The organism is Bradyrhizobium viridifuturi (assembly GCF_001238275.1).
In the GTDB taxonomy this organism is placed as follows: domain Bacteria; phylum Pseudomonadota; class Alphaproteobacteria; order Rhizobiales; family Xanthobacteraceae; genus Bradyrhizobium; species Bradyrhizobium viridifuturi.
This window is the reverse complement of the sequence record NZ_LGTB01000031.1, coordinates 71,262-92,025: the sequence shown is the minus strand read 5'-3', so window position 1 is coordinate 92,025 and position 20,764 is coordinate 71,262. Positions and strand designations below refer to the sequence as shown.

Annotated in this window: 25 protein-coding genes and 1 tRNA gene; 19 read left to right on the top strand and 7 right to left on the bottom strand. The window is 62.1% G+C overall.

The window, feature by feature from the left end; translation table 11 throughout:
- The first annotated feature begins 20 nt into the window (after positions 1-20).
- Genes ALC15_RS26380 through ALC15_RS26370 form a run of 3 tightly spaced genes read left to right on the top strand, consistent with a single transcriptional unit; the run spans position 21 to position 2,709 of the window.
- Positions 21-890 carry an alpha/beta fold hydrolase gene (locus ALC15_RS26380; RefSeq protein ID WP_050629782.1) on the top strand — a complete coding sequence of 290 codons (870 nt, stop codon included), beginning with the start codon at positions 21-23 and terminating at the stop codon, positions 888-890.
- A gap of 41 nt (positions 891-931) precedes the next feature.
- Positions 932-1,906 (top strand): zinc-binding alcohol dehydrogenase family protein, encoded by a 975-nt coding sequence (locus ALC15_RS26375; RefSeq protein WP_050629817.1) that lies wholly within the window; start codon positions 932-934, stop codon positions 1,904-1,906.
- 32 nt (positions 1,907-1,938) lie between these two features.
- A complete protein-coding gene (locus tag ALC15_RS26370; RefSeq protein WP_050629781.1) occupies positions 1,939-2,709 on the top strand; it encodes an SDR family oxidoreductase in 771 nt (256 codons plus the stop codon).
- Between the two features lie 118 nt (positions 2,710-2,827).
- Here the strand turns inward: ALC15_RS26370 and ALC15_RS26365 are convergent, their stop codons facing one another.
- Genes ALC15_RS26365 through ALC15_RS26350 form a run of 4 tightly spaced genes read right to left on the bottom strand, consistent with a single transcriptional unit; the run spans position 2,828 to position 4,716 of the window.
- Entirely contained in the window at positions 2,828-3,040 is a 213-nt protein-coding gene (locus tag ALC15_RS26365) for a hypothetical protein (RefSeq protein ID WP_050629780.1), read from the bottom strand.
- 38 nt (positions 3,041-3,078) lie between these two features.
- Positions 3,079-3,345 (bottom strand): DUF6510 family protein, encoded by a 267-nt coding sequence (locus ALC15_RS26360; RefSeq protein WP_050629779.1) that lies wholly within the window; start codon positions 3,343-3,345, stop codon positions 3,079-3,081.
- 5 nt (positions 3,346-3,350) lie between these two features.
- Positions 3,351-4,112: a ferredoxin reductase gene (locus ALC15_RS26355; protein ID WP_050629778.1), complete on the bottom strand. Its 762-nt coding sequence runs from the start codon at positions 4,110-4,112 to the stop codon at positions 3,351-3,353.
- A complete protein-coding gene (locus ALC15_RS26350) occupies positions 4,099-4,716 on the bottom strand; it encodes a sulfite oxidase-like oxidoreductase (protein WP_050629777.1) in 618 nt (205 codons plus the stop codon). Before ALC15_RS26350 ends, ALC15_RS26355 begins: the two co-directional genes overlap by 14 nt.
- Before the next feature lie 220 nt (positions 4,717-4,936).
- On the opposite strand from ALC15_RS26350, the gene ALC15_RS26345 reads away from it, so the two are divergent.
- From ALC15_RS26345 to ALC15_RS26290, 12 genes are all read left to right on the top strand, one after another.
- Entirely contained in the window at positions 4,937-6,451 is a 1,515-nt protein-coding gene (locus ALC15_RS26345; RefSeq protein ID WP_050629816.1) for an amidase, read from the top strand.
- A 682-nt stretch (positions 6,452-7,133) separates the two neighbouring features.
- Positions 7,134-7,475 carry a cytochrome P460 family protein gene (locus ALC15_RS46525; protein WP_244486270.1) on the top strand — a complete coding sequence of 114 codons (342 nt, stop codon included), beginning with the start codon at positions 7,134-7,136 and terminating at the stop codon, positions 7,473-7,475.
- Positions 7,476-7,500: 25 nt separating this feature from the next.
- Positions 7,501-8,082 (top strand): cytochrome P460 family protein, encoded by a 582-nt coding sequence (locus ALC15_RS26335; protein ID WP_050629776.1) that lies wholly within the window; start codon positions 7,501-7,503, stop codon positions 8,080-8,082.
- A 63-nt stretch (positions 8,083-8,145) separates the two neighbouring features.
- Positions 8,146-9,420, top strand: coding sequence for a beta-propeller fold lactonase family protein (locus tag ALC15_RS26330; protein WP_050629775.1), 1,275 nt, complete (start codon positions 8,146-8,148; stop codon positions 9,418-9,420).
- Positions 9,421-9,530: 110 nt separating this feature from the next.
- Complete coding sequence (locus ALC15_RS26325) at positions 9,531-10,442, top strand: urease accessory protein UreD (RefSeq protein WP_244486269.1); 912 nt, start codon at positions 9,531-9,533, stop codon at positions 10,440-10,442.
- A gap of 26 nt (positions 10,443-10,468) precedes the next feature.
- Positions 10,469-10,771, top strand: coding sequence for an urease subunit gamma (locus ALC15_RS26320; RefSeq protein ID WP_050629774.1), 303 nt, complete (start codon positions 10,469-10,471; stop codon positions 10,769-10,771).
- A 9-nt stretch (positions 10,772-10,780) separates the two neighbouring features.
- Positions 10,781-11,356, top strand: a complete 576-nt coding sequence (locus ALC15_RS26315; protein WP_157860943.1) for a HupE/UreJ family protein — start codon at positions 10,781-10,783, stop codon at positions 11,354-11,356.
- The gene (locus tag ALC15_RS26310) at positions 11,353-11,691 is read left to right on the top strand and encodes an urease subunit beta (protein WP_050629772.1); all 339 of its coding nucleotides are present in this window, start codon (positions 11,353-11,355) and stop codon (positions 11,689-11,691) included. Before ALC15_RS26315 ends, ALC15_RS26310 begins: the two co-directional genes overlap by 4 nt.
- 12 nt (positions 11,692-11,703) lie before the next feature.
- Positions 11,704-13,407, top strand: coding sequence for an urease subunit alpha (ureC, locus tag ALC15_RS26305; protein ID WP_050629771.1), 1,704 nt, complete (start codon positions 11,704-11,706; stop codon positions 13,405-13,407).
- A 22-nt stretch (positions 13,408-13,429) separates the two neighbouring features.
- A complete protein-coding gene (locus ALC15_RS26300; protein ID WP_244486268.1) occupies positions 13,430-14,068 on the top strand; it encodes an urease accessory protein UreF in 639 nt (212 codons plus the stop codon).
- 55 nt (positions 14,069-14,123) lie between these two features.
- A complete protein-coding gene (gene ureG / locus ALC15_RS26295) occupies positions 14,124-14,813 on the top strand; it encodes an urease accessory protein UreG (RefSeq protein ID WP_050629769.1) in 690 nt (229 codons plus the stop codon).
- Positions 14,810-15,121, top strand: coding sequence for a chorismate mutase (locus ALC15_RS26290; RefSeq protein WP_050629768.1), 312 nt, complete (start codon positions 14,810-14,812; stop codon positions 15,119-15,121). The genes ureG and ALC15_RS26290 overlap by 4 nt, the downstream gene beginning before the upstream one ends.
- A gap of 269 nt (positions 15,122-15,390) precedes the next feature.
- Here the strand turns inward: ALC15_RS26290 and ALC15_RS26285 are convergent, their stop codons facing one another.
- Entirely contained in the window at positions 15,391-16,392 is a 1,002-nt protein-coding gene (locus tag ALC15_RS26285) for an alpha/beta fold hydrolase (RefSeq protein ID WP_094194106.1), read from the bottom strand.
- Positions 16,393-16,758: 366 nt separating this feature from the next.
- On the opposite strand from ALC15_RS26285, the gene ALC15_RS26280 reads away from it, so the two are divergent.
- From ALC15_RS26280 to ALC15_RS43520, 3 genes are all read left to right on the top strand, one after another.
- Positions 16,759-17,622, top strand: a complete 864-nt coding sequence (locus ALC15_RS26280) for an alpha/beta fold hydrolase (protein ID WP_094194105.1) — start codon at positions 16,759-16,761, stop codon at positions 17,620-17,622.
- Positions 17,623-17,900: 278 nt separating this feature from the next.
- Positions 17,901-18,164 (top strand): PilZ domain-containing protein, encoded by a 264-nt coding sequence (locus ALC15_RS47960; RefSeq protein WP_128089587.1) that lies wholly within the window; start codon positions 17,901-17,903, stop codon positions 18,162-18,164.
- A gap of 114 nt (positions 18,165-18,278) precedes the next feature.
- Positions 18,279-18,461, top strand: a complete 183-nt coding sequence (locus tag ALC15_RS43520; protein WP_128089586.1) for a hypothetical protein — start codon at positions 18,279-18,281, stop codon at positions 18,459-18,461.
- 263 nt (positions 18,462-18,724) lie between these two features.
- Here ALC15_RS43520 and ALC15_RS26275 read toward each other — a convergent pair.
- Positions 18,725-18,809 (bottom strand) — tRNA-Leu (locus tag ALC15_RS26275).
- A 156-nt stretch (positions 18,810-18,965) separates the two neighbouring features.
- Between ALC15_RS26275 and ALC15_RS26270 the strand changes: the two genes are divergently transcribed.
- Positions 18,966-19,538 carry a disulfide bond formation protein B gene (locus ALC15_RS26270; RefSeq protein ID WP_050629767.1) on the top strand — a complete coding sequence of 191 codons (573 nt, stop codon included), beginning with the start codon at positions 18,966-18,968 and terminating at the stop codon, positions 19,536-19,538.
- 138 nt (positions 19,539-19,676) lie between these two features.
- Here the strand turns inward: ALC15_RS26270 and ALC15_RS26265 are convergent, their stop codons facing one another.
- Entirely contained in the window at positions 19,677-20,762 is a 1,086-nt protein-coding gene (locus tag ALC15_RS26265) for an AbrB family transcriptional regulator (protein ID WP_094194104.1), read from the bottom strand.
- Positions 20,763-20,764 lie beyond the last annotated feature (2 nt).

Genomic DNA, 20,764 nt, shown 5'->3' with positions numbered 1-20,764 from the left:
GCGACCGCGAGGGACCGCAGATGACGAGCATACGATACCGCAAGGCAGACGTGGACGGACTGAATGTATTCTATCGGGAGGCGGGCCCGGCCGGCGCTCCGGCTTTGTTGCTGCTTCACGGATTTCCGACGGCCGGCCACATGTTCCGCGGCCTGATCCCGCTGCTCTCGGATCGCTTTCGATTAATAGCGCCGGATCTGCCCGGGTTTGGCCAGTCCGACATGCCTGCTCGAGGAAGCTTTGCCTATACTTTTGCTGCGTTGGCGCAGGTGATCGAACGGTTCACGGAGGTCGTCGGACTTGCTCGTTTCTCGCTCTACGTCTTCGACTATGGCGCGCCGACGGGCTTTCGGATGGCTCTTCGACATCCCGAGCGGATTGCTTCCATCATTTCTCAGAATGGCAATGCCTATGAGGAAGGATTGAGTGATGGCTGGAGCCCGATCCGTGCCTACTGGGAGGATCCATCGAACGCTAACCGGGCGGTGCTGCGATCATTCCTTTCGCCGGAGACGACGGCCTGGCAGTACACCCACGGGGTGCCTGACACCTCCCTGATCTCTCCTGACGGATACACGCTCGACAACCACTATCTCGCGCGTCCCGACGCCGACGAGATTCAGCTCGATCTTTTCGGCGACTACAGGACCAACGTCGCCATGTACCCAGAATTCCAGGCCTATTTCCGCAAGCACAAGCCACCCTTCTTGGCTGTCTGGGGCGAGAATGATCCCTTTTTCCTTCCAGCCGGCGCGAAGGCGTTTCTGCGCGACCTGCCGGGTGCCAAAGTGAGCTTCTTCGATACGGGGCACTTTGCGCTCGAGACCCACGCTCGAGAGATCGCCGCTGCGATCGGTGATTTTCTTACGCCATCGATCGCAAGCAGGTGACCGGCACTCTCCTCCCAGCGAGAGATGCAGGGAGAGCCATGATGCAAGCCATCGTTCTTGAGAAATTCGGCGGTCTGGACAGCCTTGTCTATCGCGACGTTCCGGAGCCGGAACCGCAACTCGGTCATGTCGTGATCGCGGTCAGGGGATTCGGCATCAATCATGCAGAGATGCACATGCGCCGGGGCGAATGGGCCGAAGCGGCGCCGATCAGCGGCATCGAATGCGTTGGCTTCGTGAAGTCATGCCCGGGCGGAGAATTCCCGACGGGCGCCAAGGTGGCCGCATTGATGGGCGGGCTCGGCCGGACCATCAACGGCAGCTACGCCGAATACACCCGAGCGCCGGTCTCGAACGTCGCTTTGATCGATGCTGATTTACCCTGGGCCGAGCTCGCAGCGATACCCGAAACCTTCGCGACGGCATGGACCTGTCTGTTCCGTAACCTCGAGCTCCGGAGAGAACAGCTTCTCGTCATCCGCGGGGCGACCTCCTCGTTTGGTCAAGCGGCACTCAAGCTCGCGGTCAATGCCGGCGCGCGGGTCGTCGCAACGACGCGCAGCCGGGAGCGTTTTGCCCTGCTGGAGAAGCTTGGGGCTGCGCGCTGCGAAATCGAACGGCGAGATCTCTCAAATCATTTGCCCGAGGCGAAGCAGGTCGACGCGGTTCTGGACCTCGTCGGTAACAGTGTCGTGCTCGAATCTCTTGCTCTGCTTCGTCGCGGCGGCCGTTCCTGCCTCGCCGGATGGCTCGGCGGGCTCGATCCGATTCCCGATTTCAATCCACTGCTGCAGATGCCGAGCGGTGTCTATCTGACGTTCTTCGGCAGCTTCGTGTTCGGCACGCCCGGGTTTCCGCTCTCCGACGTGCCGCTGAAGGACATTGCCGCCGACGCGAAGGCCGGCCGGCTCGATGTCAAGCCAGCCCGGATCTTTCGCTTCGATGAAATTCGTGAAGCCCACCGCGTCATGGAGGCGAACGAAGCGGTCGGAAAGATGGTCGTCGTTCGCGACTGACACTTGCAAGCTTGTTATCCGGGAGAGTTGATATGCCGAAGTCAGTCGCGATCGTGACGGGTGCGAGCCAGGGAATCGGCCGGGCGACCGCGGTGCGTCTGGCGCGCGATTTCTCGGCACTTGTCCTAGTCGCGCGAAACAGCGCCAACCTCGAGGATACCGCCAAGGCGGTGAGGGCCGTGGGCGCCGAGGTGCTGGCGATCAGTGCCGATCTGGCCGAGCCTCTTGCTGCCCAATCTGTCGTCGCGCAGACCCTGGCGGCGTTCGGCCAGATCGATGCGCTGCTCAACATCGCCGGCGCTGTACCTCAGGTCGATCTGTTCGAGACGACGGAGCAGCAGTGGGAGGCTGGACTGGCGTTGAAGCTGCATGGCGCTCGGAGGCTTACGATCGCCGCCTGGCCGGCGCTTGTGGCCGCCAAGGGAGCTGTGGTGTTGATGTCCGGAAACTCGGCGTCTTTCCCTAAAGCGCCGTATGCCGCGGTAGGCACCATCAACGCCGCGATCGTCGCCCTAGCGAAAGCATTCTCCGACAAGGGAATCAGCGATGGCGTCCAGGTCAACAGCGTCCTGCCGGGACCGGTGATGACAGGGCGCCGCCGCTCCTACCTCGAGCATTGGGCGCCCCTGCACAACATGAGCCTCGAAGAGGCAACGGCGAAGTTCCCCAAGGAGGCCGGCATCGCGCGTTACGGCGAGCCGGAGGAGATTGCCGAACTGATGGCATTCCTCGTATCGCCCGGCGCGCGCTGGATGACCGGTTCGGCGTTGCGAATGGACGGCGGCGAGGTGAAATCGATCTGATCGGCGCGTGGGGTGTAGTGCCGCAACCGTCATACACCTCGCCCTCCCGATCGCAATGGCACAATTTCACGGCTGACGCTTCGCTTCCAGGCCTGAGCGCCGGCGCTCGTCGACTTCTTCAATCCTCTCCGGTTCTGGATCTGAGCAGCCCATCGCGATGCCTGATCAGAATCTCGAGCCGTGCGGCCTGATCGTCAATTCGCTGGCCGAGGAGCTCTCTACCCATCTCGACGGAGTATGAGGCAGTCTGTTCGATCAACTCGCGAAGGTTCGCGGCTGCGGCGGCAATCTGGCGCTCGATCTCAGTGAGATGGATGTCTTCACCGTGCATGGGGTCTTTGGTCCGGAGTTTGGTGGGCGACGCGGCATTCAGTAGAACAGTTGCCGGGCACCTTGCATTTCAAGGACACAACCATTCTGGGTTCGCGCTGCCCTCAACAGATCGCTTCCGCAATCGGAGCACTTGACGAGTGCCTCAAGGGTGGTGCCGTCTACGGCCAATGAGCCGAGACTGGATACGGTGTTGCATGCGGCGCACCGGATCCTCATCAGCGCGATGTCAAAGGCAAAGGGCTCTTGAAGCAACCATGTGCCTTGATCACCACCGAGAACGAGGTCCGCGAAGTTGTTTGCCATGGCGACTACCCTCCTGATGGTCCGAATCGTTCGGTCTTGATGCTGAAGGGGTCGAAGCCGAGCTTGACGAGCATGCTCGAGATACTCTCGACGAACCCTGTAGGCCCGCAAACGAAGATGCTGGGATCATGTTCGCGCGCAAAGCTGTTATTCGCGAGCAGCATCTCGTTGACCCGTCCCCAATGTCCGCTCCAGTTGCTGGGCTGCTCGCGGGTGAGCGCATAGACGAGGCGCAGGTCGCGATCGTCCTGAGCCATCGCATCGAGTTCATCCCGATAGACGGCGTCGGCAAGGCTGCGTACCGAATAGATCAGTGATGCCGGTGTATGTGCGAGCGATCTCCTGCGGTGGCGTAACATCGCCATCAGCGGCGTGATCCCCGTGCCGCCCGCGACCAGGAAAATCGGTCCGCCGCGAGTCCTACTCCAGATAAAATGCCGCCCAATGGGGCCGCGAAACTCGAGAGCGTCACCGACCCGCAATTCGTCGAGTAGATAGGACGACACCTCGCCGCCATCGACGCGTTCCACGGTGAGGGTGAGCAGCTTTTCCTCCGGAGGCGACGCAATCGAGTAGCTTCGTTCGGCCTGATAGCCATCTTCGGCAGTGAGACGTATGTCGACGTGCTGGCCAGGCCAGTGCCCGGACCATGTGGCCGGCTCCAGGATGATGCTTTTCACGCGGCTTGTTTCGTCCAGGATGGCGTGCACGCGACCGGTCTGCCAAGCGATCCTCGGCTGCTGCGGGAGTGCATCAGTCGCCGTCATATCGTTGCTCGCGCCAGGGGTCGCCATAATTGTGATAACCGCGCGATTCCCAAAAACCGGGTTCGTCGTTTGGCATGAAGCGGATCCTGCGCAGCCATTTTGCGCTCTTCCAGAAATAGAGATGCGGCACCAAAAGTCGGGCAGGGCCGCCGTGCGCGGGAGCGAGTGGCAACCCCTCATAGCGGGTGGCGATCATCGCTCTTCCCGCAACGAGGTCTGCGACCGGAAGGTTCGTCGTGTAGCCGCCGTCGCAATGCGCCATGACGTAAGCGCTCGGCGGCTCGCTTACTCCGGCCGCCCTGAGAAGGTCGTCGAAGCTTACTCCCTGCCAAACCGTGTCGAACTTCGTCCACTTGGTGACGCAGTGAATATCGACCGTGATCTTGCTTTGAGGCAGCGCTTCGAATTCGTCCCAGGTCCATTTCCCGAGCAGCGAACCGCCGAGTTGAAGTCCAACCTTCCAGTCCGCGACGCGGATCTCCGGCGTGGGTCCGGCGGACAGCACCGGAAAGTCGGTCGTCAGATACTGTCCGGGTGGCAGCCGGGTGGCTTCGGACGCCTGTCGCGTTGATCTGAAGCCGCGAGAAACGGGAGGTCGGTCCATGGCGCGTGCCCTTCTGCGATGAGGCGCGGGATGTCCGGTTGTGCATCGGCATGCCGCGCACCCCGATCGACCGCACATGAACCTTGATCGATGCCTTGTCGATGGCCGTCGCGGTGAATGCATCAAGATTACGAAAGACGCAGCAATCGCGGCTGCGCAGCAGCGGATTGTTTCCATTTCAAATGCGCTCCGACCTGAAGTCGTTCAAATGGAGGTAACGATGTCGAGCGTGAGCCAAACTTTGCATTCCGACGAACTCGCTTACCTCAGCGCGCACGAACTTGCGGCTCGCATCCGGAGCCGCGATCTGTCGCCGGTTGAAGTGGTCGATGCGTTCATCCGGCGTATCGAAGCGCGCAACCCGAGCCTGAACGCGCTGGTTTATCTCGATTTCGACGGCGCTCGCGCGAGAGCGAAAGAAGCCGAACGCGCGGTGGTCGCCGGCGAGCCGCTCGGGCCTCTGCACGGCATTCCGTCGGCACTCAAGGATCTGTTCGACTTCAAGCCGGGTTGGCCCGCGAGCCTGGGCGGCATCCGTGCGCTCAAGCACCACGTCGTGAACGGCTACTGCATGTTCTGCGAGCGCATGGAGAAGCGCGGCGGAGCCGTGTTCGTCGGCAAGACCAACAGCCCTCTGATGGGATTCCGGGGGACTTGCGACAATTACCTGTTCGGTCCCACGCGCAACCCCTTCAACCTCGCCAAGAACACCGGCGGCTCGTCCGGAGGCAGCGCCGCGGCGGTGGCCGACGGACTGCTGCCCATTGCGGAAGGTACCGATGCTGGCGGCTCCATCCGAATCCCCTCCGCCTGGTGCGGGACCTATGGTTACAAGGCATCATTCGGCCGAGTGCCGTTCCTTGTGCGTCCCAATGCGTTCGGCACGGCCGACTCTCCGTTCCTGTTCGAAGGGCCTATCACGCGGACGGTCGAGGATGCCGCGATCGCATTGAACGTCCTTGCCGGCCATGATCAGCGCGATCCCTTCAGCCTGATCGAACCGCCCGTCGACTTCACCGCCGCCACTCGCCGGTCCATCCGTGGTCTCAAGATCGCCTATAGTCCAGACTTGGACGTCTTTCCGGTCGACGCAAAGGTCTCGGAGACGGTTGGTCGCGCATTGCGGGCGTTCGAGGAAGCCGGCGCTCACGTGGAAGAAGTGAGGCTCGGCATCAAACGCTCGCAACGGGAACTGAGTGACGTCTGGTCGCGTCTCTACATGCTTCTGAACCTGCAGGCGATCGAGAATATGAAGCGCGATGGCATCGATCTGTTCGGCGACCATCGCGACGACTTTCCGCCCGAATACATGGATTGGGTCGAGAAGACCAATCGAATGTCGGGCCTCGACTTCTTCCGCGACCAGGCCGTCCGGACAGAGGTATACGACGCGTTTCAGAGCGTCCTCGGCAGATTTCATCTGCTCGTTACGCCGACTGTGGCGTGCCCGCCGGTCGACAACGCGAGCGACGGCAACACGATCGGGCCGAGGTCGATCAATGGTGTCGAGATCGATCCTCTCATCGGATGGGGCCTGACTTACTTCGTCAACTTCACCGGCCATCCGGCGGCGTCGATTCCGGCGGGGCTATCCGACGGCCTTCCGGTGGGGATGCAAATCATAGGTCGGCGAAACGCCGATTTCGACGTGCTGGCCGCGAGCGCGGCTTTCGAACGGCTTCGTCCCTGGCAGGACAACTACCGGATCTGCCGCGAGCGTCCCCTGCGGGTGTGACCATCGGGCGGCCTCCCGCAGCATCAATGTCCTGCGCCCTCGAGCCTGACGAGACTTCCAGTCGGTCTCGAGGTCAAGGGGATGCCGTTTCGAGGGTGAAGCTGCCCTTCTTGTGCGGCGACCGTTCTCGGGTGATGCGAACGATCACCTGAGAACGCCGGCTCTCGGGCCGTCCGTCGTCGCATCTTCCCGTCGTTGCCAAGGGCTCTCTGCGCCGCGGTCGCGGTGCCAATCGGCGGTGAGTCTTGCTTGCGAAGTGCGAACATCGATTGGATCGCATGATAGATGCGGAATACATCAAGATAGAACAAGCGAAGGCAATCTCCAGCGCGCAAGAGTTTCTGCGACCGATTATCTCGTATTCCGACAGGTTAACCGTGCCGGTGCTTCGCGTGCCGGCCGTAGTCGCAGGAGCGAGCAATGCGAGTGGGAGTCCAGGCAGCAGCGGCGGTTATCGTGAGCAGTGCAGTCGCAACGATCATGCTCTTCGGATCACTCAAGGATAGCAACGCCCAGACCAATGCGCGCTATCTGCCGGAATATACCGCCGACGGGCAATTGCTCCTGCCGAAGAATTTTCACGAGTGGGTCTATGTCGGCTCGCCGCTGACGCCGAATGCCCTCAACGGCGGGCAGGCGAATTTCCCCGAGTTTCACAACGTCTATATCGAGCCAGGCTCGTATGCGATCTACAAGAAGACGGGATCCCGAAGGGACAATCCTGTTCAAGGAGCTGCAGCTGACGCTGCCGCAGGAGAATGCCGACGGCTCGCGAACCGAAGCATCGGGACGCGGCTACTTCCCGGGCAAATGGAACGGCGCAGACGTGACCGTCAAGGACTCGAAGCGCTTCGCCGAGACCAACGGCTGGGGCTACTTCAACTTCAATCACCACGAGCCGAAGGCGCCGATGGCCAAGGTGAAGTCGAAGGACGAATGCGCCTACTGCCATATCGCCAACGCCAAGAAGGATGAGGTCTGGACCCAGTTCTATCCGCTGCTGGACAACAAGGACGCGCGGTGACCGCGTAATCCGCGGGGAGGTCTTCATGAAAATCCTCCAAATCGCTTGCGTGGCCTTCGTCGTGATCCTCGTCGGTGCGTCTGCTGTCAGGCAGTCACAGTTCCGGGCGCGCGCAGCGGATGCTGCTTCGACAGGCGCGGGCGTTGCCGACCGCCAGGGGCATCTGCATGTGCCGGCTGATTACCGAACGACCTATCAGTTCCTCGGAAGCTGGGCGATTGCGGCGGACGACGGACGCGGCTCGAAGGAGCTTCACGTCGTGTACGCCTCGCCGGGTGCGATCGACGCCTATCGGAAGGGCAAGCACTTCCCGGACGGCACGGTGTTGATCAAGGAGGTATTCAAGACGGAAACCGCTGAAATGACGACCGGTACCGTCAGCCGCGCCAACGCCTTGAAGGGCTGGTTCGTCATGGTGAGGGACGCGGCGAACAGTCACCCCGAGAACGCGCTCTGGGGAGACGGCTGGGGATGGTCCTGGTTCGACGCCGGCGATCCGCTGAGAACGACGACGTCGAATTACAAGGCGCAGTGTCAAGCGTGCCATGTGCCCGCGCAGGCATCCGACTGGGTTTATGTCGATGGTTACCCTCCGTTGCAGCATTAGCACGGGTGCCGGTCACGGGACGTTATTCGATTCAACCAAAGCCAATCATCAAAGGAGCGAGAGATGGCTAAAGAGGCGACGACGAGCGAGATGGGGATGTCGAAAGGGCAGAACGGCCATCTCTACATCCAGACCAATGAAATCGACAATGCGATCATTCACTACCGCCGGCAGGCGGACGGCCGGCTGGTCGAGGTCGAGCGCATCAGGACCGGGGGCGCCGGCTCCGGTGAATACAAGCCGATCAGCGGCCAGGACAGCGCGCCCAATTCCTTTGAGGGCGCGGGGAGCGTTATCATCACATCTGATCGGCGCTTCATGTTTGCGACCAATGGCGGTGACAACTCCGTTTCGAGCTTCCGCCTGGAGAGCGACGGCCGTCCCACGCTGCTCGATGTGAAGGCGACCGGCAATCCGGTCGATGGAAGGAGCGGTACGGCCAAATCGCTGGCTTTCGCCCCGTCTACGCGCACGCTGTTCGTGCTGCATTCGTTCGGGCCGGATCATCTTCGGCTGATGTCGGTCGATACCGACGGCATGCTCAAGGCGCGACCCGAGCGGTACACAGTGAATACCTACAGCAAGCGAAATCGTGTCTCGACCATGGTCGTGGTCTCGCCCAACGAGGAGCTGGTGATTGTCGGCACCACTTTCGACGAGCCGATCGCGCTCACCGGCCTGTATCCCGACGGATCGCCGATTCTATGGGTCCAGCGCGCCGGCGGCGCGTTGCACTCGATCGCTTCGAATGCACCGGATCCGGACGGCCTCGCCGTGTTCGCCCTGCAAAAGGACGGTTCGCTCGGCACCGCCAGGTTCTATGACGCAAAGGGTGGTTCTCCGTTCTACATCGCCTTCCTGAATCAGCGTCCGAATACGTTCGTGATCGGCTATGCCGTCGGCGACGGATGCTCCATCTGTACCATTGAGAAGAACGGCTCGATCAATATCGGCTCGCTCGTCAAGATCGACACCAGCGCGGGCCTGCCGTCCGAGCTGTGCTGGCTTGCGGTCGCTCCCGATGACCGCACGATCTACGCGACGAATTTCGGCTACAGCAACATCAGCAGCTACCGCATCAATGGTAACGGCCTGGAGATTGCGTGCGATCCGGCGTGCCCGAAGGTCCCCGGCGACGGCACCGCGAGGGGATTGAACGGAACCGTGACGAGCGGTCCTAGCGATAGCTGGATCTCGCCGGACGGCGCCTATCTCTATCAGATCTACGGCAACGCCTCGAAGCTGGTCAGCTACAGCACCCAGCCGGACGGCTCGCTGAAGGAGATCGGCAGCGTCAAGATCCCGTACAACGGCTCCCAGGGGCTTGCGGGATTCTGATCGCTCCTCGTCGACACGAAGTCTGGGCGTGGCCGGCTTTGCAGCTCCACGCCCAGCTTCTCGCTTACCGCAGGCGAAACATGCAACGTCAATCATGAGCCCCGAGACGGATGTTTGAGGTGATTCACGAGCGCTCTCGCCGCAAATCCGCGGCCTGTCCCGGCCTTCCGGGAGAAGAGCACGTTGCCACGGCAAAAGTCGTCCTTCAGCGTGCTGAAGGTGCCGCGCGCATGGTGTTCTCCGGCACAGCAAGCGGTACCGAGATCAGTGACGTCTATCAGAAGTTTCCGATGGCCGTTGCGTTCCCGAATGTTGGCGATCGCCGACGCAAGGAGGCCGTCCTCATCAACACCTCGGGGGGCGTCGCAGGCGGCGACGAGATCAGCATCGAGGTGGTCGCTCAAGACGATGCGTCGGTCGCGGTGACGACGCAGGCAGCGGAGAAGGTCTATCGGGCGCTGGATCGGCCCGCCCGAATCATGACCCGGTTACGGGCTGAGGGAGCTGCCCGGCTGGCGTGGCTTCCACAAGAGACGATCGTCTTCGACCAGGCGCGCATCGCGCGGCGGACCGAGGTCGACGTGAGCTCGGGCGCCGAATTGGTCGCCCTCGAGTGGCTGATTCTTGGCCGCATCGAGAGCGGCGAGGAGGTTCTTGGCGGACACATCCTGGACAGTTGGCGGGTCAGGGTCGACGGCCGTCTGGCGTGGGCGGATGGTTTTCTGGCGTCTGACCAGGTGTTCCCGTGGCTTCGAAGGACGGCTCTGCTTTCGAATTGGAAAGCGATCGCGACAATGATCTACACCGGTCCACGTGCCGAGACCCGGCTCGAGCGATTGCGCGAGATCGGTGCGTCTCTGGAATGCGCGTGCGGCGTCACGATCGTGGGCGCGATCATCGTGATCCGGGTAGCCGCGATTGCCAGCGCGGATCTTAGACGAGGTCTGCGCCGCTTCCTCGATCAACTCAGCCAAGAACTGGGATGCGGGCCCTTCGGAGTGCCGAAGATGTGGTCCTGCTAGCAGCGCGACCAAGTGGGAGAAGTACCTTGAATCTGACGCCACGGGAACGAGACAAGCTGATGATCGCCCTCGCTGCGATCGTTGCGCGTGGCCGGCTCGCGCGAGGCGTCAAGCTGAATTATCCCGAAAGCATCGCATTGATCTCGGATGCCATCATGGAAGGCGCTCGCGACGGACGGTCGGTCGCGGACCTGATGTCCGAAGGCGGCCGGCTTCTGCGTCGCGACCAGGTCATGGAGGGCATCGCGGAAATGATTCGCGAGATCCAGGTGGAGGCGACGTTTCCCGACGGGACCAAGCTTGTCCCGGTTCACAACCCGATCCGATAGGAGCCAATGATGCGTATCGTCCCGTTTTGCGTCGCCGTGTCGAGCGTGCTTGCTTCGCCGGCTTTCGCTCATCCTGTCCTCGGCGCGGGCGGTTCGTTCGATGCCAGCCTCGTCCATCCGTTCAGTGGCGCCGACCATCTGATTGCGATCACGTTGGTGGGAACGGGGAGCGCGCTCATCGGCGGATCTGCGAGAGCAGTGTGGCCGCTGACCTTTCTGATCGCGATGCTGGGCGGCTTCCTGGCGGCAAGCGCGGGACTTCAGATGGGCTTCGTCGAGGCGGCGATCAGCCTCTCGGTGGTGGCGCTGGGCGCGTTCGTTGCGTTCGAATTCAGGATGCCCGTCATGCTGGGCGCCGCGGCCGTCAGCCTGTTCGCTTTCTTCCACGGTCATGCGCACGGAACTGAAGCGGCCTCGATGCTTGTTCCATACGTTATCGGCTTCACAACGGCGACCGTTGCTCTTCTCCTCATCGGCATGGCCGCCGGCCATTGGGGAAGAGGCGCGGCCAGGAGAGGTCTGCTTCGTGCGGCGGGCGTCTGTGCCGGGCTTGCTGGCCTGCTGTTGCTGGGAGGCGTGGCATGATTCCGGGGGAAGTCATTTCGAATGACGGCGACATCGTTCTGAACCAGGACAGGACGGGCTTATCGATTGCCGTATCCAACAGTGGCGACCGGCCGGTCCAGGTGGGCAGCCATTACCACTTCGCCGAAGTAAACGCCGCTCTCACCTTCGATCGATCCGCCGCGCGTGGGCGCCGCCTCGATATCCCGGCCGGAACGGCCGTACGGTTCGAGCCAGGTCAATCGCGCGAGGTTTCATTGATTCCGTTTGCCGGAGCGCGGCGCGTCTACGGATTCAGCGGCAGCGTGATGGGACCTCTGGAGCCGGGAACCGGTGCGTCGGGCTCCAGCAAATAGGGCGAGGAAGACATGTCGCATACGATGAGCCGCAGAGCCTATGCCCAGATGTTCGGCCCCACGGTCGGCGACAGGGTGCGCCTGGCGGACACCGATCTGTTCATTGAACCCGAGAAGGACCTGACGATCTATGGCGAAGAGGTCAAGTTCGGCGGCGGCAAGGTCATTCGCGACGGCATGGGACAATCGCAGCTCACGCGCGCGCAGGGTGCGGTCGACACCGTCATTACCAACGCGCTGATCCTCGATCATTGGGGAATCGTCAAGGCCGACATTGCGATCAAGGACGGGCTCATTGCCGCCATCGGCAAGGCTGGCAATCCCGACATTCAGCCGGGTGTCTCGATCATCATCGGACCGGGCACGGAAATTATTGCCGGCGAGGGCAAGATCATCACCGCCGGCGGAATGGACACGCACATCCATTTCATCTGCCCTCAGCAGATCGAAGAAGCGCTCTACTCGGGTGTGACAACCATGATGGGCGGCGGTACCGGACCCGCCGCAGGAACGACGGCGACGACCTGTACGCCAGGACCGTGGCACATCCATCGGATGCTTGAGGCGCTGGATGCGTTCCCGATGAACTTCGGCATTTTCGGCAAGGGCAATACGAGCCAACCCGCAGGTCTCGTCGAGCAGATCGAAGCCGGCGCGTGTGGCCTGAAGCTTCACGAAGACTGGGGTGCAACACCCGCATCGATCGACTGCTGTCTCTCTGTCGCCGACGACATGGACGTGCAGGTCATGATTCACACCGATTCCCTGAACGAAGGCGGCTTCGTCGAGAGCACGATGGCGGCATTCAGGGGCCGGACGATTCACGCCGCTCATACCGAAGGCGCAGGCGGCGGGCATGCGCCGGACATCATCAAGATCTGTGGAGAGAGGAACGTCATACCAGCCTCGACAAATCCCACGCGGCCTTACACTGCGAATACGCTCGACGAAGCTCTCGACATGCTGATGGTGACCCATCATTTGGATCGTCGTATCCCGGAGGATGTCGCGTTCGCCGAGAGCCGCATCCGAAAGGAGACGATCGCGGCAGAGGATATCCTGCACGATCTCGGCGCGTTCTCAATCGTATCGTCGGATAGCCAGGCGATGGGGCGCGTCGGCGAGGTGATCACGCGGACGTGGCAGACAGCCGACAAGATGAAAAAACAGTTCGGGCGGTTGGCCGAGGAGACTGGGCACAACGACAACTTCAGGGCGCGGCGCTACGTCGCGAAATACACCATCAACCCGGCCATCGTGCAGGGAATGTCACGCTACGTTGGCTCGATCGAGGTCGGGAAGCTCGCGGACGTCGCCATCTGGGATCCGGTGTTCTTCGGGATCAAGCCCGACATGGTCTTGAAATCCGGCATGATCGTCGCGGCGATCATGGGCGATCCCAATGCATCGATACCGACGCCTCAACCGGAATACTACCGGCCCATGTTTGGTGCCTTCGGCCGTTCTCCCGGCAGAAACTCTGTGAGCTTCGTCAGTCAGGCCTCGCTCGAAAGGACGAGCCAGCTCGGCCTCGCAAAGCAACTCCTTCCGGTCTCGAATACGCGATCGATCGGCAAGCATTCCATGATCCTCAACGACGCGCTGCCCCACATGGAGGTCGATTCCGAAACCTACGAGGTGCGGGCAGACGGACGGCTCCTCACTTGTCCGCCGGTGAGTGTGGTCCCGATGGCGCAGCGCTACTTCATGTACTGACGCTTGTCGGCATGGTGCTGCGATGACAGATGAAAGTCATGGACATATGGCGCTTGCGTTCCTGAGGCTGCAGAGCTGGCTCTCGCCGTCGTTCCCGAACGGGGCCTACAGCTACTCGCACGGGCTGGAATGGGCCGTGGAGGCCGGTCATGTCTCCGATCGGCGCAGCCTGATCGATTGGCTCGAGGCGGACCTGTGTCATGGATCCGGCCGAAACGAAGCAATCTTCTTCAGCGAAGCCTACCGATGCGTCGCCGCGGGCGTCGAGGACAGGCTTCCGGATTTGGCCGTACTCGCAGCCGCTTCCCGCGGCACAGCGGAATTCGTGCTCGAATCCGCGCAACAATCCTCTGCGAGCCTTGCGACCCTTCGCAGGGTCTGGCCGGATCGAATTCTGGACATTTTCTCAGACCCCGAATGCCCGCCTGTGCTCGCCGTCCTGCTCGGAGCACGCGCGGCGCGCGAGCGGATAGCGATCGATATCGCGCTGCCCGCATTCCTGCACAGCTACGTCGCCAATCTGGTGAGCGCGGGCGTCGATTGGTGCCTCTCGGTCAGACCGACGGTCAGCTCGCTATCGCGGCGCTCGAGCAGGCGATCCTGTCGCGCAGTGAAATCGCAGGCCAAGAGACGGTCGACGATCTCGGTTCGGCGGGCATGATGGTTGAGCTCGCCTCCATCGCGCATGAACTCCAGTATACGAGGTTGTTCCGGTCATGAACACGATTGAACGCGAGAGCAGGTCTCTCCGCACGCCCGGTAGTTCGGCAACCAACGGGCCACTGCGCGTTGGAATCGGCGGTCCAGTCGGTTCCGGAAAGACGGCGCTGGTCGAGGCGCTGTGCAAGCATCTGCGTGACTTCTACGAGATCTACGTGATCACCAACGACATCTACACCAAGGAAGATCAGCTCATCTTGACTCGCGCGCAGGCGCTTGCGGCAGAACGCATCATGGGGGTGGAAACGGGCGGCTGTCCGCATACCGCCATACGGGAGGACGCCTCGATGAACCTGGCGGCGATCCACGACATGGACCTGAAGTTTCCGGACGCCGAGCTCTGCTTCATCGAATCGGGCGGCGACAATCTCGCAGCGACCTTCAGCCCGGAGCTCGCGGACCTGACTGTCTACGTGATCGACGTTGCGGCTGGAGAGAAGATCCCGCGCAAGGGAGGGCCGGGGATCATGCGATCCGATCTGCTGGTAATCAACAAGATCGACCTGGCTCCGCTGGTGGGAGCTAATCTGGAGATCATGGAAGCGGACGCTCGACGGATGCGTGGCACGCGACCGTTCGTCTTCTCCAATTTGAAGAATAGCCAAGGAGTCGATGAGATCGCGGGCTTCATTCTCCAAAAGGGCGGATTGTCCGCCGCGCCGCTGTCCGGAGGGGCTTGTCGATGACGGATGTTCACCTGGAGTTTGTCGACGATCTGGCCGAGCTGCGACGCAGCATCGACAATCTGGATGCGGCGATGGTGCATCTGCTCGCGGAACGCTTTCGTTGCACTCGCGCGATCGGCGAGCTCAAGGCCAAGCATAGGTTAGTCTCTCGGGATCCCAGACGTGAAGCTGTGCAATTGAAGCGGCTTCGCACACTCGCCTCACAGAGTGGCCTCGATCCGGATTTTATCCAGAAGCTGCATGCTCTGATCGTTCGGGAAGTCGTCGCCAATCATGAGGCGGTGAAGTTCGCATCGGGGGCCGGCTAGGATGACAAGTATCGTACGCTTGGGCGAAACCGGAAACTCCGACCATGAAGCGCTGAACAGGGCGATCGCCGACGGCAAGGAAATCCGCATGCTCATCGACCTTTCAGCCTGTCAAGTTCATGGCGCGAGCGCGTCAGGACCTTACGCGGGATCGGCGAGGCCGCCGGGCCGCCGGCCACAACGCGTGTTCGATCGTCCAGAGGATTGCGCCAGTCGGATCGGTTCGATCGCGTATTACTGCACCATTGGAGCCGATCCGATGTCGAGCATCAGGCGGATAGAAATTTTGTCAGCATCGCCGTCGTCTCCGTAGGGTTCTCCTCGGGAAAGAAGTGGCCGCCCTTGATGGCTTGCCCCTGTACGTTGTTCGCCCATCTCCGCCAGAGTCCCAAGGGGCCGCCATCCTTTCCGTAGAAGGTATCCAGTGGCCCGCCGGCGGCCCACAGATGCAGCATTGGGCACGTGATCCGCCGAGATGCCTTCCGGTCCGCCTCGTCATGATCGATATCCAGCGTTGCGGCTGCGCGATACTCCTCGCAGATTGCATGCACCCGGGCTGGATCGCGGTACGTTTCCGTGTATTCCGCTCTTATTTCGCGGCCAAATGAGCCCTGCCCAAATGGGTTGTCGAAGACCGCACCGGGTGCACTCGAAAGGTATTGTTCCGGAAGCGGGGATTTCTGCGAGAGGAGGCTCCATGGCCAGTAAGTCATTGCGAACTTTGCGTCGGCATGACCCCACGCTTCTGATATCGGCAGGACATCGAACACTGCCAGGCGTTCGACATGTTCCGGATGATCCAGCGCAAGGCGGTAGGAAACCCGGCCGCCGCGGTCGTGTCCAACCAGATCGAACTTGGTGAACCCAAGTTTGGCCATCACGGCCACAAGTTCCTTCGCCATCGCTCGCTTTGTGTAGGGGTAATGATCGTCCGTGGAGGCCGGCACACCACTACGGCCATAGCCGCGAAGATCGACGCAAATCACGGTGTGATTGCTCGCGAGATGCGGCGCCACATGGCGCCACATCAAGCTGGTTCGTGGAAACCCATGAACCATGAGTAGCGGAGGTCCGTTCCCGTAGCGCCTGACGAAAATTGTGTTGCCGTCGGCTTCGACTTCCGCCGTCTCAAAGTGATCGGCCGATCTCACGTTGTCCGGGGATTGTGCCACAGCGCGTTGCGGCACGAGCGCCGATGATAGCGCGGCGCTCGAAGCCGCTGTAATCGCTTGGATGAATGCGCGACGTTCGATGATGGTTTTGTCGGCCATCTGCGATGCCCTTCCAAGGTTGGTACGCTGCTCTCTGTGCAGCCGGCGCTCGATGGTGAGGTTATAGGGCCTCGCGGAAGCACGCTTTCGCAGGATTGGCGTGTTTAAACCGTTCCTGCTGAATGATGGTGGCTGGGCCGACGCCTATCGGGACCAACCTTCGTCGCTCGAATGGCTGTTGCCGTTGCTCGCGATAGATCAGGCCTTTCGAACCAGACATCGAACTGGCCGCCTGCCCAGCAAGCTAAGGGAAGCGGTCGCAAGAATGATCTTCCGGCTGTAACCAATCCTGCCGCATTTCCGAATGGTGGAAAGTGCAATGGCGGAAGCGTGACTGCGCTGACCGTCCCGAGCAATGGAGCAGTTATGCCTGAGAAAATCGACCGCAGCCGCCGTCAGTTGCTTGGTGCCGCCGCAACGACGATCGCCGCCGCGCAGTTCGGCATTACGGCTCCGGCGGATGCTGGCACGACCAGGAAGACGGCTCGACATCAAGCTGGCAAATCGGAGACTGCGAAAGTGAACGCCACCGTCGTTCTTGTCCACGGCGCGTGGGCTGACGGTTCCAGCTGGGCGCGCGTCATTCGGCCGCTGCAGTCCAGGGGACTGAGGACGATGGCCGCTCCGATGCCGCTCACATCGCTATCAGATGACGTTGCCGCGCTTGAGCGCGCGCTTGAGCGGACCGAAGGGCCGGTAGTCCTCGTCGCGCATGCCTATGCCGGTGCGGTGATAGGCGCTTGCACGAACGAAAGAGTCCGGTCGCTGGTCTTCATCTCTGCCCTCTGTCCGGACGAGGGTGAAACGGTCGCCGATGTATTTTATCGCCGTAGTGCGTCTGCGCAGGCGCCGAAGCTCGCGCCCGATAGTCACGGCTTGCTTTGGGTGCCTGAGGATGGATTTGGCGCTGCTTGGTGTCAGAACGCGCGGCCTGAAGAGGCTGCGCTTCTGGCAGCGACGCAGCGTCCCATTGCCGTCGCAGCCATCCAGGAGAAGGCCCCGAAGCCGGCCTGGAAGGTGAAGCCCTCATGGTACCTGGTGGCTGAAGAGGATCGGATGATCAATCCGGCGACGCAGCGATTTTTGGCAGGCCGAATGGGCGCGCACATCCGCTCAGAAAGAGTTGATCATGCGTCGTTGATCACCGCGCCCGATCTCGTCGTCGGAACGGTGCTCGAGGCGGTAAACAGTCTGACCGCGCAGCGGAGCAGCGCGCAGCAACATGGCTGAGCAGTCTTCAAGATGCCCCTGCACAGGCTTTCGGCGGTCCGCGCTGTCAGCCTGATGCTCCGGAGTATCAAGACGCGGCCTTCCGAGTTGGGTTTGCTCGCCGCCAAGAAAACAGGCTTCAAAAATAGTGATTTCAAAGATCCGAGGGACCCCGAACCTCGACGATTCGCGATCCGCCCTGCAGGCCTGACGGTTCAGTTGTCGGATCGGCCAGCTTCCCCGTTAGGAGAAACGCAACATTTCTCGCGCAGCATCAATCTAATTTGCATTAGTTATTGATGGGCACGGACATGGCTGCTCTTCCGGACAGGCGAAAGTCTGTGCGCAATCCATCGCTGGACAACGCGTTGATCAGATTTGGTGAGCTGTCATTGTGCTGTGTCGTGCGCGATATCACAAACAGTGGGGCCGCGCTCAAGGCAGACGTTCCGCCATCTTCCCTTCCTGATCAATTCACGCTTATCGTTCCACCCAGCAAAACTTACTCGTGCAGCGTCGTGTGGCGAGAAGCCGGCTGGGTTGGCGTCGCGTTCGTTGCGTGACGAACTAATCGTCGGGTACGCGGGAATTGCGTGGAAAACCCGCTGCAATGTAACCTGCGTCACACGCTGCCCTGCATAGCTGGCGCTATCCTGCTTTGATTTCAGCGGGACGCCATGGACGACGACTTTTGCAAGGAAAGAGCGCGGACTGTTCGGATGCTTGCCGAGCAGGCTGATCCCATCATCAAGAAACGCCTGCTGCAGCTGGCCGATCACTACGAGCGGCGCGTCGTCATTCGGCCGGAAAACACCGATCGTGATCGGACTGATCAGCAGGCAAAGGACGCTGATCGTTAGGCCTCGGGTTTGGCCAGTGCCGGTGCTTACGTCCTGACGAATTCGACCGCCAACCGGTGGCCTTCAGACGCGTTTGCGGCGGACGATCAACTGATCCGCCTGGTGCCAGGTGAGTGTGACGAACTGAAGAAGTGCTTCGCAATCGTTGAATTCGAATCGAGGACGTGCTGGCAAAGCGGGCAACGTGGTCTAGTGGGCCCCGCCGGCATTGCATGCCGGCGTCGTTGTCACGGACGCCTGCAAACGGGCCTGAACAGCCTGGTTGGTGCCCCTGGCCGGAATCGAACCAGCACTCCTTGCGGAACTCGATTTTGAGTCGAGCGCGTCTACCAGTTCCGCCACAGGGGCATTCGCGATGATCCCGGCCCGGTAGGGCCGGGGGTCACGAAGCGCGGCGGACTATAGCGGGCGGCCCGTCACGGTCAACCCGCGCGGATGTGATTGTCCCGCGCCTCGACAGCGGTATTTCCACGCGATACGACCCGGTGCGGGCATGTGCGGGTCATGACCCTGCCGAATGATGCCCGCAGGAGGACCGCCGTGACGACCGCCACCGCCCATCCGTCGGATGCTTCCGCCACCGGCAATCCGGCGCTGACCTCGGCTCTGGCGATTGCCGTGATCGCTGCCGTGACCTTGGCCGGCGCCTGGTTCTTCCAGCTCGTATTGGAGATCCTGCCCTGTCCGCTCTGCCTCGAGCAGCGCTATGCCTATTACCTCGCGGTCCCGCTCGGCGCCCTGGTGGCGATCGCGGCCGCCCGCGGCGCGGCGCGTCCGGTGCTGCTGGCGGGCCTTGCGATCCTCGGCCTCGCCGCACTCGCCAATGCCGGGCTCGGTGCCTATCACGCCGGCGTCGAATGGGGGTTCTGGCAGGGGCCGACCGATTGCACCGGCCCGATGGTCGATTTCGGCAAGGCCGGCTCGCTGCTGGATCAGCTCGACAAGGTCAAGGTGGTCCGCTGCGACGAGGTGCAGTGGCGCTTCCTCGGCATCTCGCTGGCCGGCTACAACGTGCTGATCTCGCTCTTGATGGCCGCGATCGCCGGCTGGGGTCTGGCGAGGGGCGCGAAGGCCTGAGGTACGGCTTCCCGTGATCCGTCATGCTGAGGAGGCCGCGAAGCGGCCGTCTCGAAGCATGCACGGCTACCAGCCGGGCCGTTCATCCTTCGAGACGCGCTTCGCGCTCCTCAGGATGACGGACTAGACAAGCCAAAGCTAATCGTCGACGTCGTCCTGCGGCCGTCCGAACAGATGGATGATGCCCGGCGTCGAGATGGTGACGAACAGAAACCGCGACAGGTGATGCGCGCCGACGAAGATCGGGTCGATGTGCAGCGTCAGGGCCAGCGCCAGCATTGCGTCCATCGCGCCGGGCGCGAAGGCGACCACGACGTCGGCAAGCCGTACGTGGGTGGTGAAGGCGATCACCGCAACGAACACGGCCGAGATCAGGATGGCGATCGCAAACGAGCCGAGCCCGGCATTGACGTGGCTCAGCAGGGTCGAGGTCTTCATCCGCGCGAAACGGGTGCCGATCAGCGCGCCGATGCCGACCAGCGCGATGTTGCGGAGCCAGGGCGGCAGGCCGCCATCGACCAGGCCCGAGCCGTGCAGCAGGCTGGAGGCGAGCATCGCGCCGAACATCCAGCTGGCGGGGAATTTGATCCAGCGCAGCAGCAGCGAGACGCCGATCGATCCGGCGACGAGGGCCGTGAGGCCGAGCGGCGAGGCGACCGTGGTCGGCAATGGCGGCGGCGCCGCATGCGTCACCCCGGTCAGCGCCAGCACCAGCGGCAGCGCCGCGGTCAGGATGATGACGCGCATGGTCTGCACTACGGCGATCGCCGCGACGTCGGCGCCCTTCTCCGCGGCCAGGATCGTGATCTGCGACAGCGCGCCCGGGCTGCCGGCGAGGAAGGCAGAGGTCTGGTCCCAGCCATGGATGCGCTGAAGGTACAGGCTCGAGCCGAAGGTCGAGCAGAACGTCGCCAGCGCCAACAGAGCGATGGTGAGCGGATAGGAGCTCATGTGCTGCAGTAATTGCTGCGACATCAGCGAGCCCAGCGAAATGCCGAGCAGCAGCAGCACCGATTGCGTCAGCACCGGCGGCACCGCGAGCGGCCGGCCGGCCAGTGCGGCGATCGCGACCGCGCACATCGCCCCCGAGATCAGGCCGCCCGGCAATCCCGCCCATAAAAACAGCAGCCCGCCGCCGGCGCCGATGACGAGAGTCTCGAGCCCGTTCAGAACTTTGCTGCGGTCGGGAATGGCCGTTGCCATCGAAGCGCGGATCAGGGTCACGC

What these genes read in the sequence shown, in the direction of transcription:
- ALC15_RS43520 (WP_128089586.1), top strand. Translation starts at nt 18,279, where the DNA reads ATGGACGACGACTTTTGCAAGGAAAGAGCGCGGACTGTTCGGATGCTT.
- ALC15_RS26335 (WP_050629776.1), top strand. Translation starts at nt 7,501, where the DNA reads ATGAAAATCCTCCAAATCGCTTGCGTGGCCTTCGTCGTGATCCTCGTC.
- ALC15_RS26360 (WP_050629779.1), bottom strand. Translation starts at nt 3,345, where the DNA reads ATGGCAAACAACTTCGCGGACCTCGTTCTCGGTGGTGATCAAGGCACA.
- ALC15_RS26350 (WP_050629777.1), bottom strand. Translation starts at nt 4,716, where the DNA reads ATGGACCGACCTCCCGTTTCTCGCGGCTTCAGATCAACGCGACAGGCG.
- ALC15_RS26285 (WP_094194106.1), bottom strand. Translation starts at nt 16,392, where the DNA reads ATGGCCGACAAAACCATCATCGAACGTCGCGCATTCATCCAAGCGATT.
- ALC15_RS26290 (WP_050629768.1), top strand. Translation starts at nt 14,810, where the DNA reads ATGACGGATGTTCACCTGGAGTTTGTCGACGATCTGGCCGAGCTGCGA.
- ALC15_RS26370 (WP_050629781.1), top strand. Translation starts at nt 1,939, where the DNA reads ATGCCGAAGTCAGTCGCGATCGTGACGGGTGCGAGCCAGGGAATCGGC.
- ALC15_RS26300 (WP_244486268.1), top strand. Translation starts at nt 13,430, where the DNA reads ATGACAGATGAAAGTCATGGACATATGGCGCTTGCGTTCCTGAGGCTG.
- ALC15_RS26375 (WP_050629817.1), top strand. Translation starts at nt 932, where the DNA reads ATGCAAGCCATCGTTCTTGAGAAATTCGGCGGTCTGGACAGCCTTGTC.
- ALC15_RS26345 (WP_050629816.1), top strand. Translation starts at nt 4,937, where the DNA reads ATGTCGAGCGTGAGCCAAACTTTGCATTCCGACGAACTCGCTTACCTC.
- ALC15_RS26270 (WP_050629767.1), top strand. Translation starts at nt 18,966, where the DNA reads ATGACCCTGCCGAATGATGCCCGCAGGAGGACCGCCGTGACGACCGCC.
- ALC15_RS26315 (WP_157860943.1), top strand. Translation starts at nt 10,781, where the DNA reads ATGCGTATCGTCCCGTTTTGCGTCGCCGTGTCGAGCGTGCTTGCTTCG.
- ALC15_RS26310 (WP_050629772.1), top strand. Translation starts at nt 11,353, where the DNA reads ATGATTCCGGGGGAAGTCATTTCGAATGACGGCGACATCGTTCTGAAC.
- ALC15_RS26330 (WP_050629775.1), top strand. Translation starts at nt 8,146, where the DNA reads ATGGCTAAAGAGGCGACGACGAGCGAGATGGGGATGTCGAAAGGGCAG.
- ALC15_RS47960 (WP_128089587.1), top strand. Translation starts at nt 17,901, where the DNA reads ATGGGCACGGACATGGCTGCTCTTCCGGACAGGCGAAAGTCTGTGCGC.
- ureG (WP_050629769.1), top strand. Translation starts at nt 14,124, where the DNA reads ATGAACACGATTGAACGCGAGAGCAGGTCTCTCCGCACGCCCGGTAGT.
- ALC15_RS26355 (WP_050629778.1), bottom strand. Translation starts at nt 4,112, where the DNA reads ATGACGGCGACTGATGCACTCCCGCAGCAGCCGAGGATCGCTTGGCAG.
- ALC15_RS26380 (WP_050629782.1), top strand. Translation starts at nt 21, where the DNA reads ATGACGAGCATACGATACCGCAAGGCAGACGTGGACGGACTGAATGTA.
- ALC15_RS26280 (WP_094194105.1), top strand. Translation starts at nt 16,759, where the DNA reads ATGCCTGAGAAAATCGACCGCAGCCGCCGTCAGTTGCTTGGTGCCGCC.
- ALC15_RS26365 (WP_050629780.1), bottom strand. Translation starts at nt 3,040, where the DNA reads ATGCACGGTGAAGACATCCATCTCACTGAGATCGAGCGCCAGATTGCC.
- ALC15_RS26325 (WP_244486269.1), top strand. Translation starts at nt 9,531, where the DNA reads ATGTTTGAGGTGATTCACGAGCGCTCTCGCCGCAAATCCGCGGCCTGT.
- ureC (WP_050629771.1), top strand. Translation starts at nt 11,704, where the DNA reads ATGTCGCATACGATGAGCCGCAGAGCCTATGCCCAGATGTTCGGCCCC.
- ALC15_RS46525 (WP_244486270.1), top strand. Translation starts at nt 7,134, where the DNA reads ATGCGATCTACAAGAAGACGGGATCCCGAAGGGACAATCCTGTTCAAG.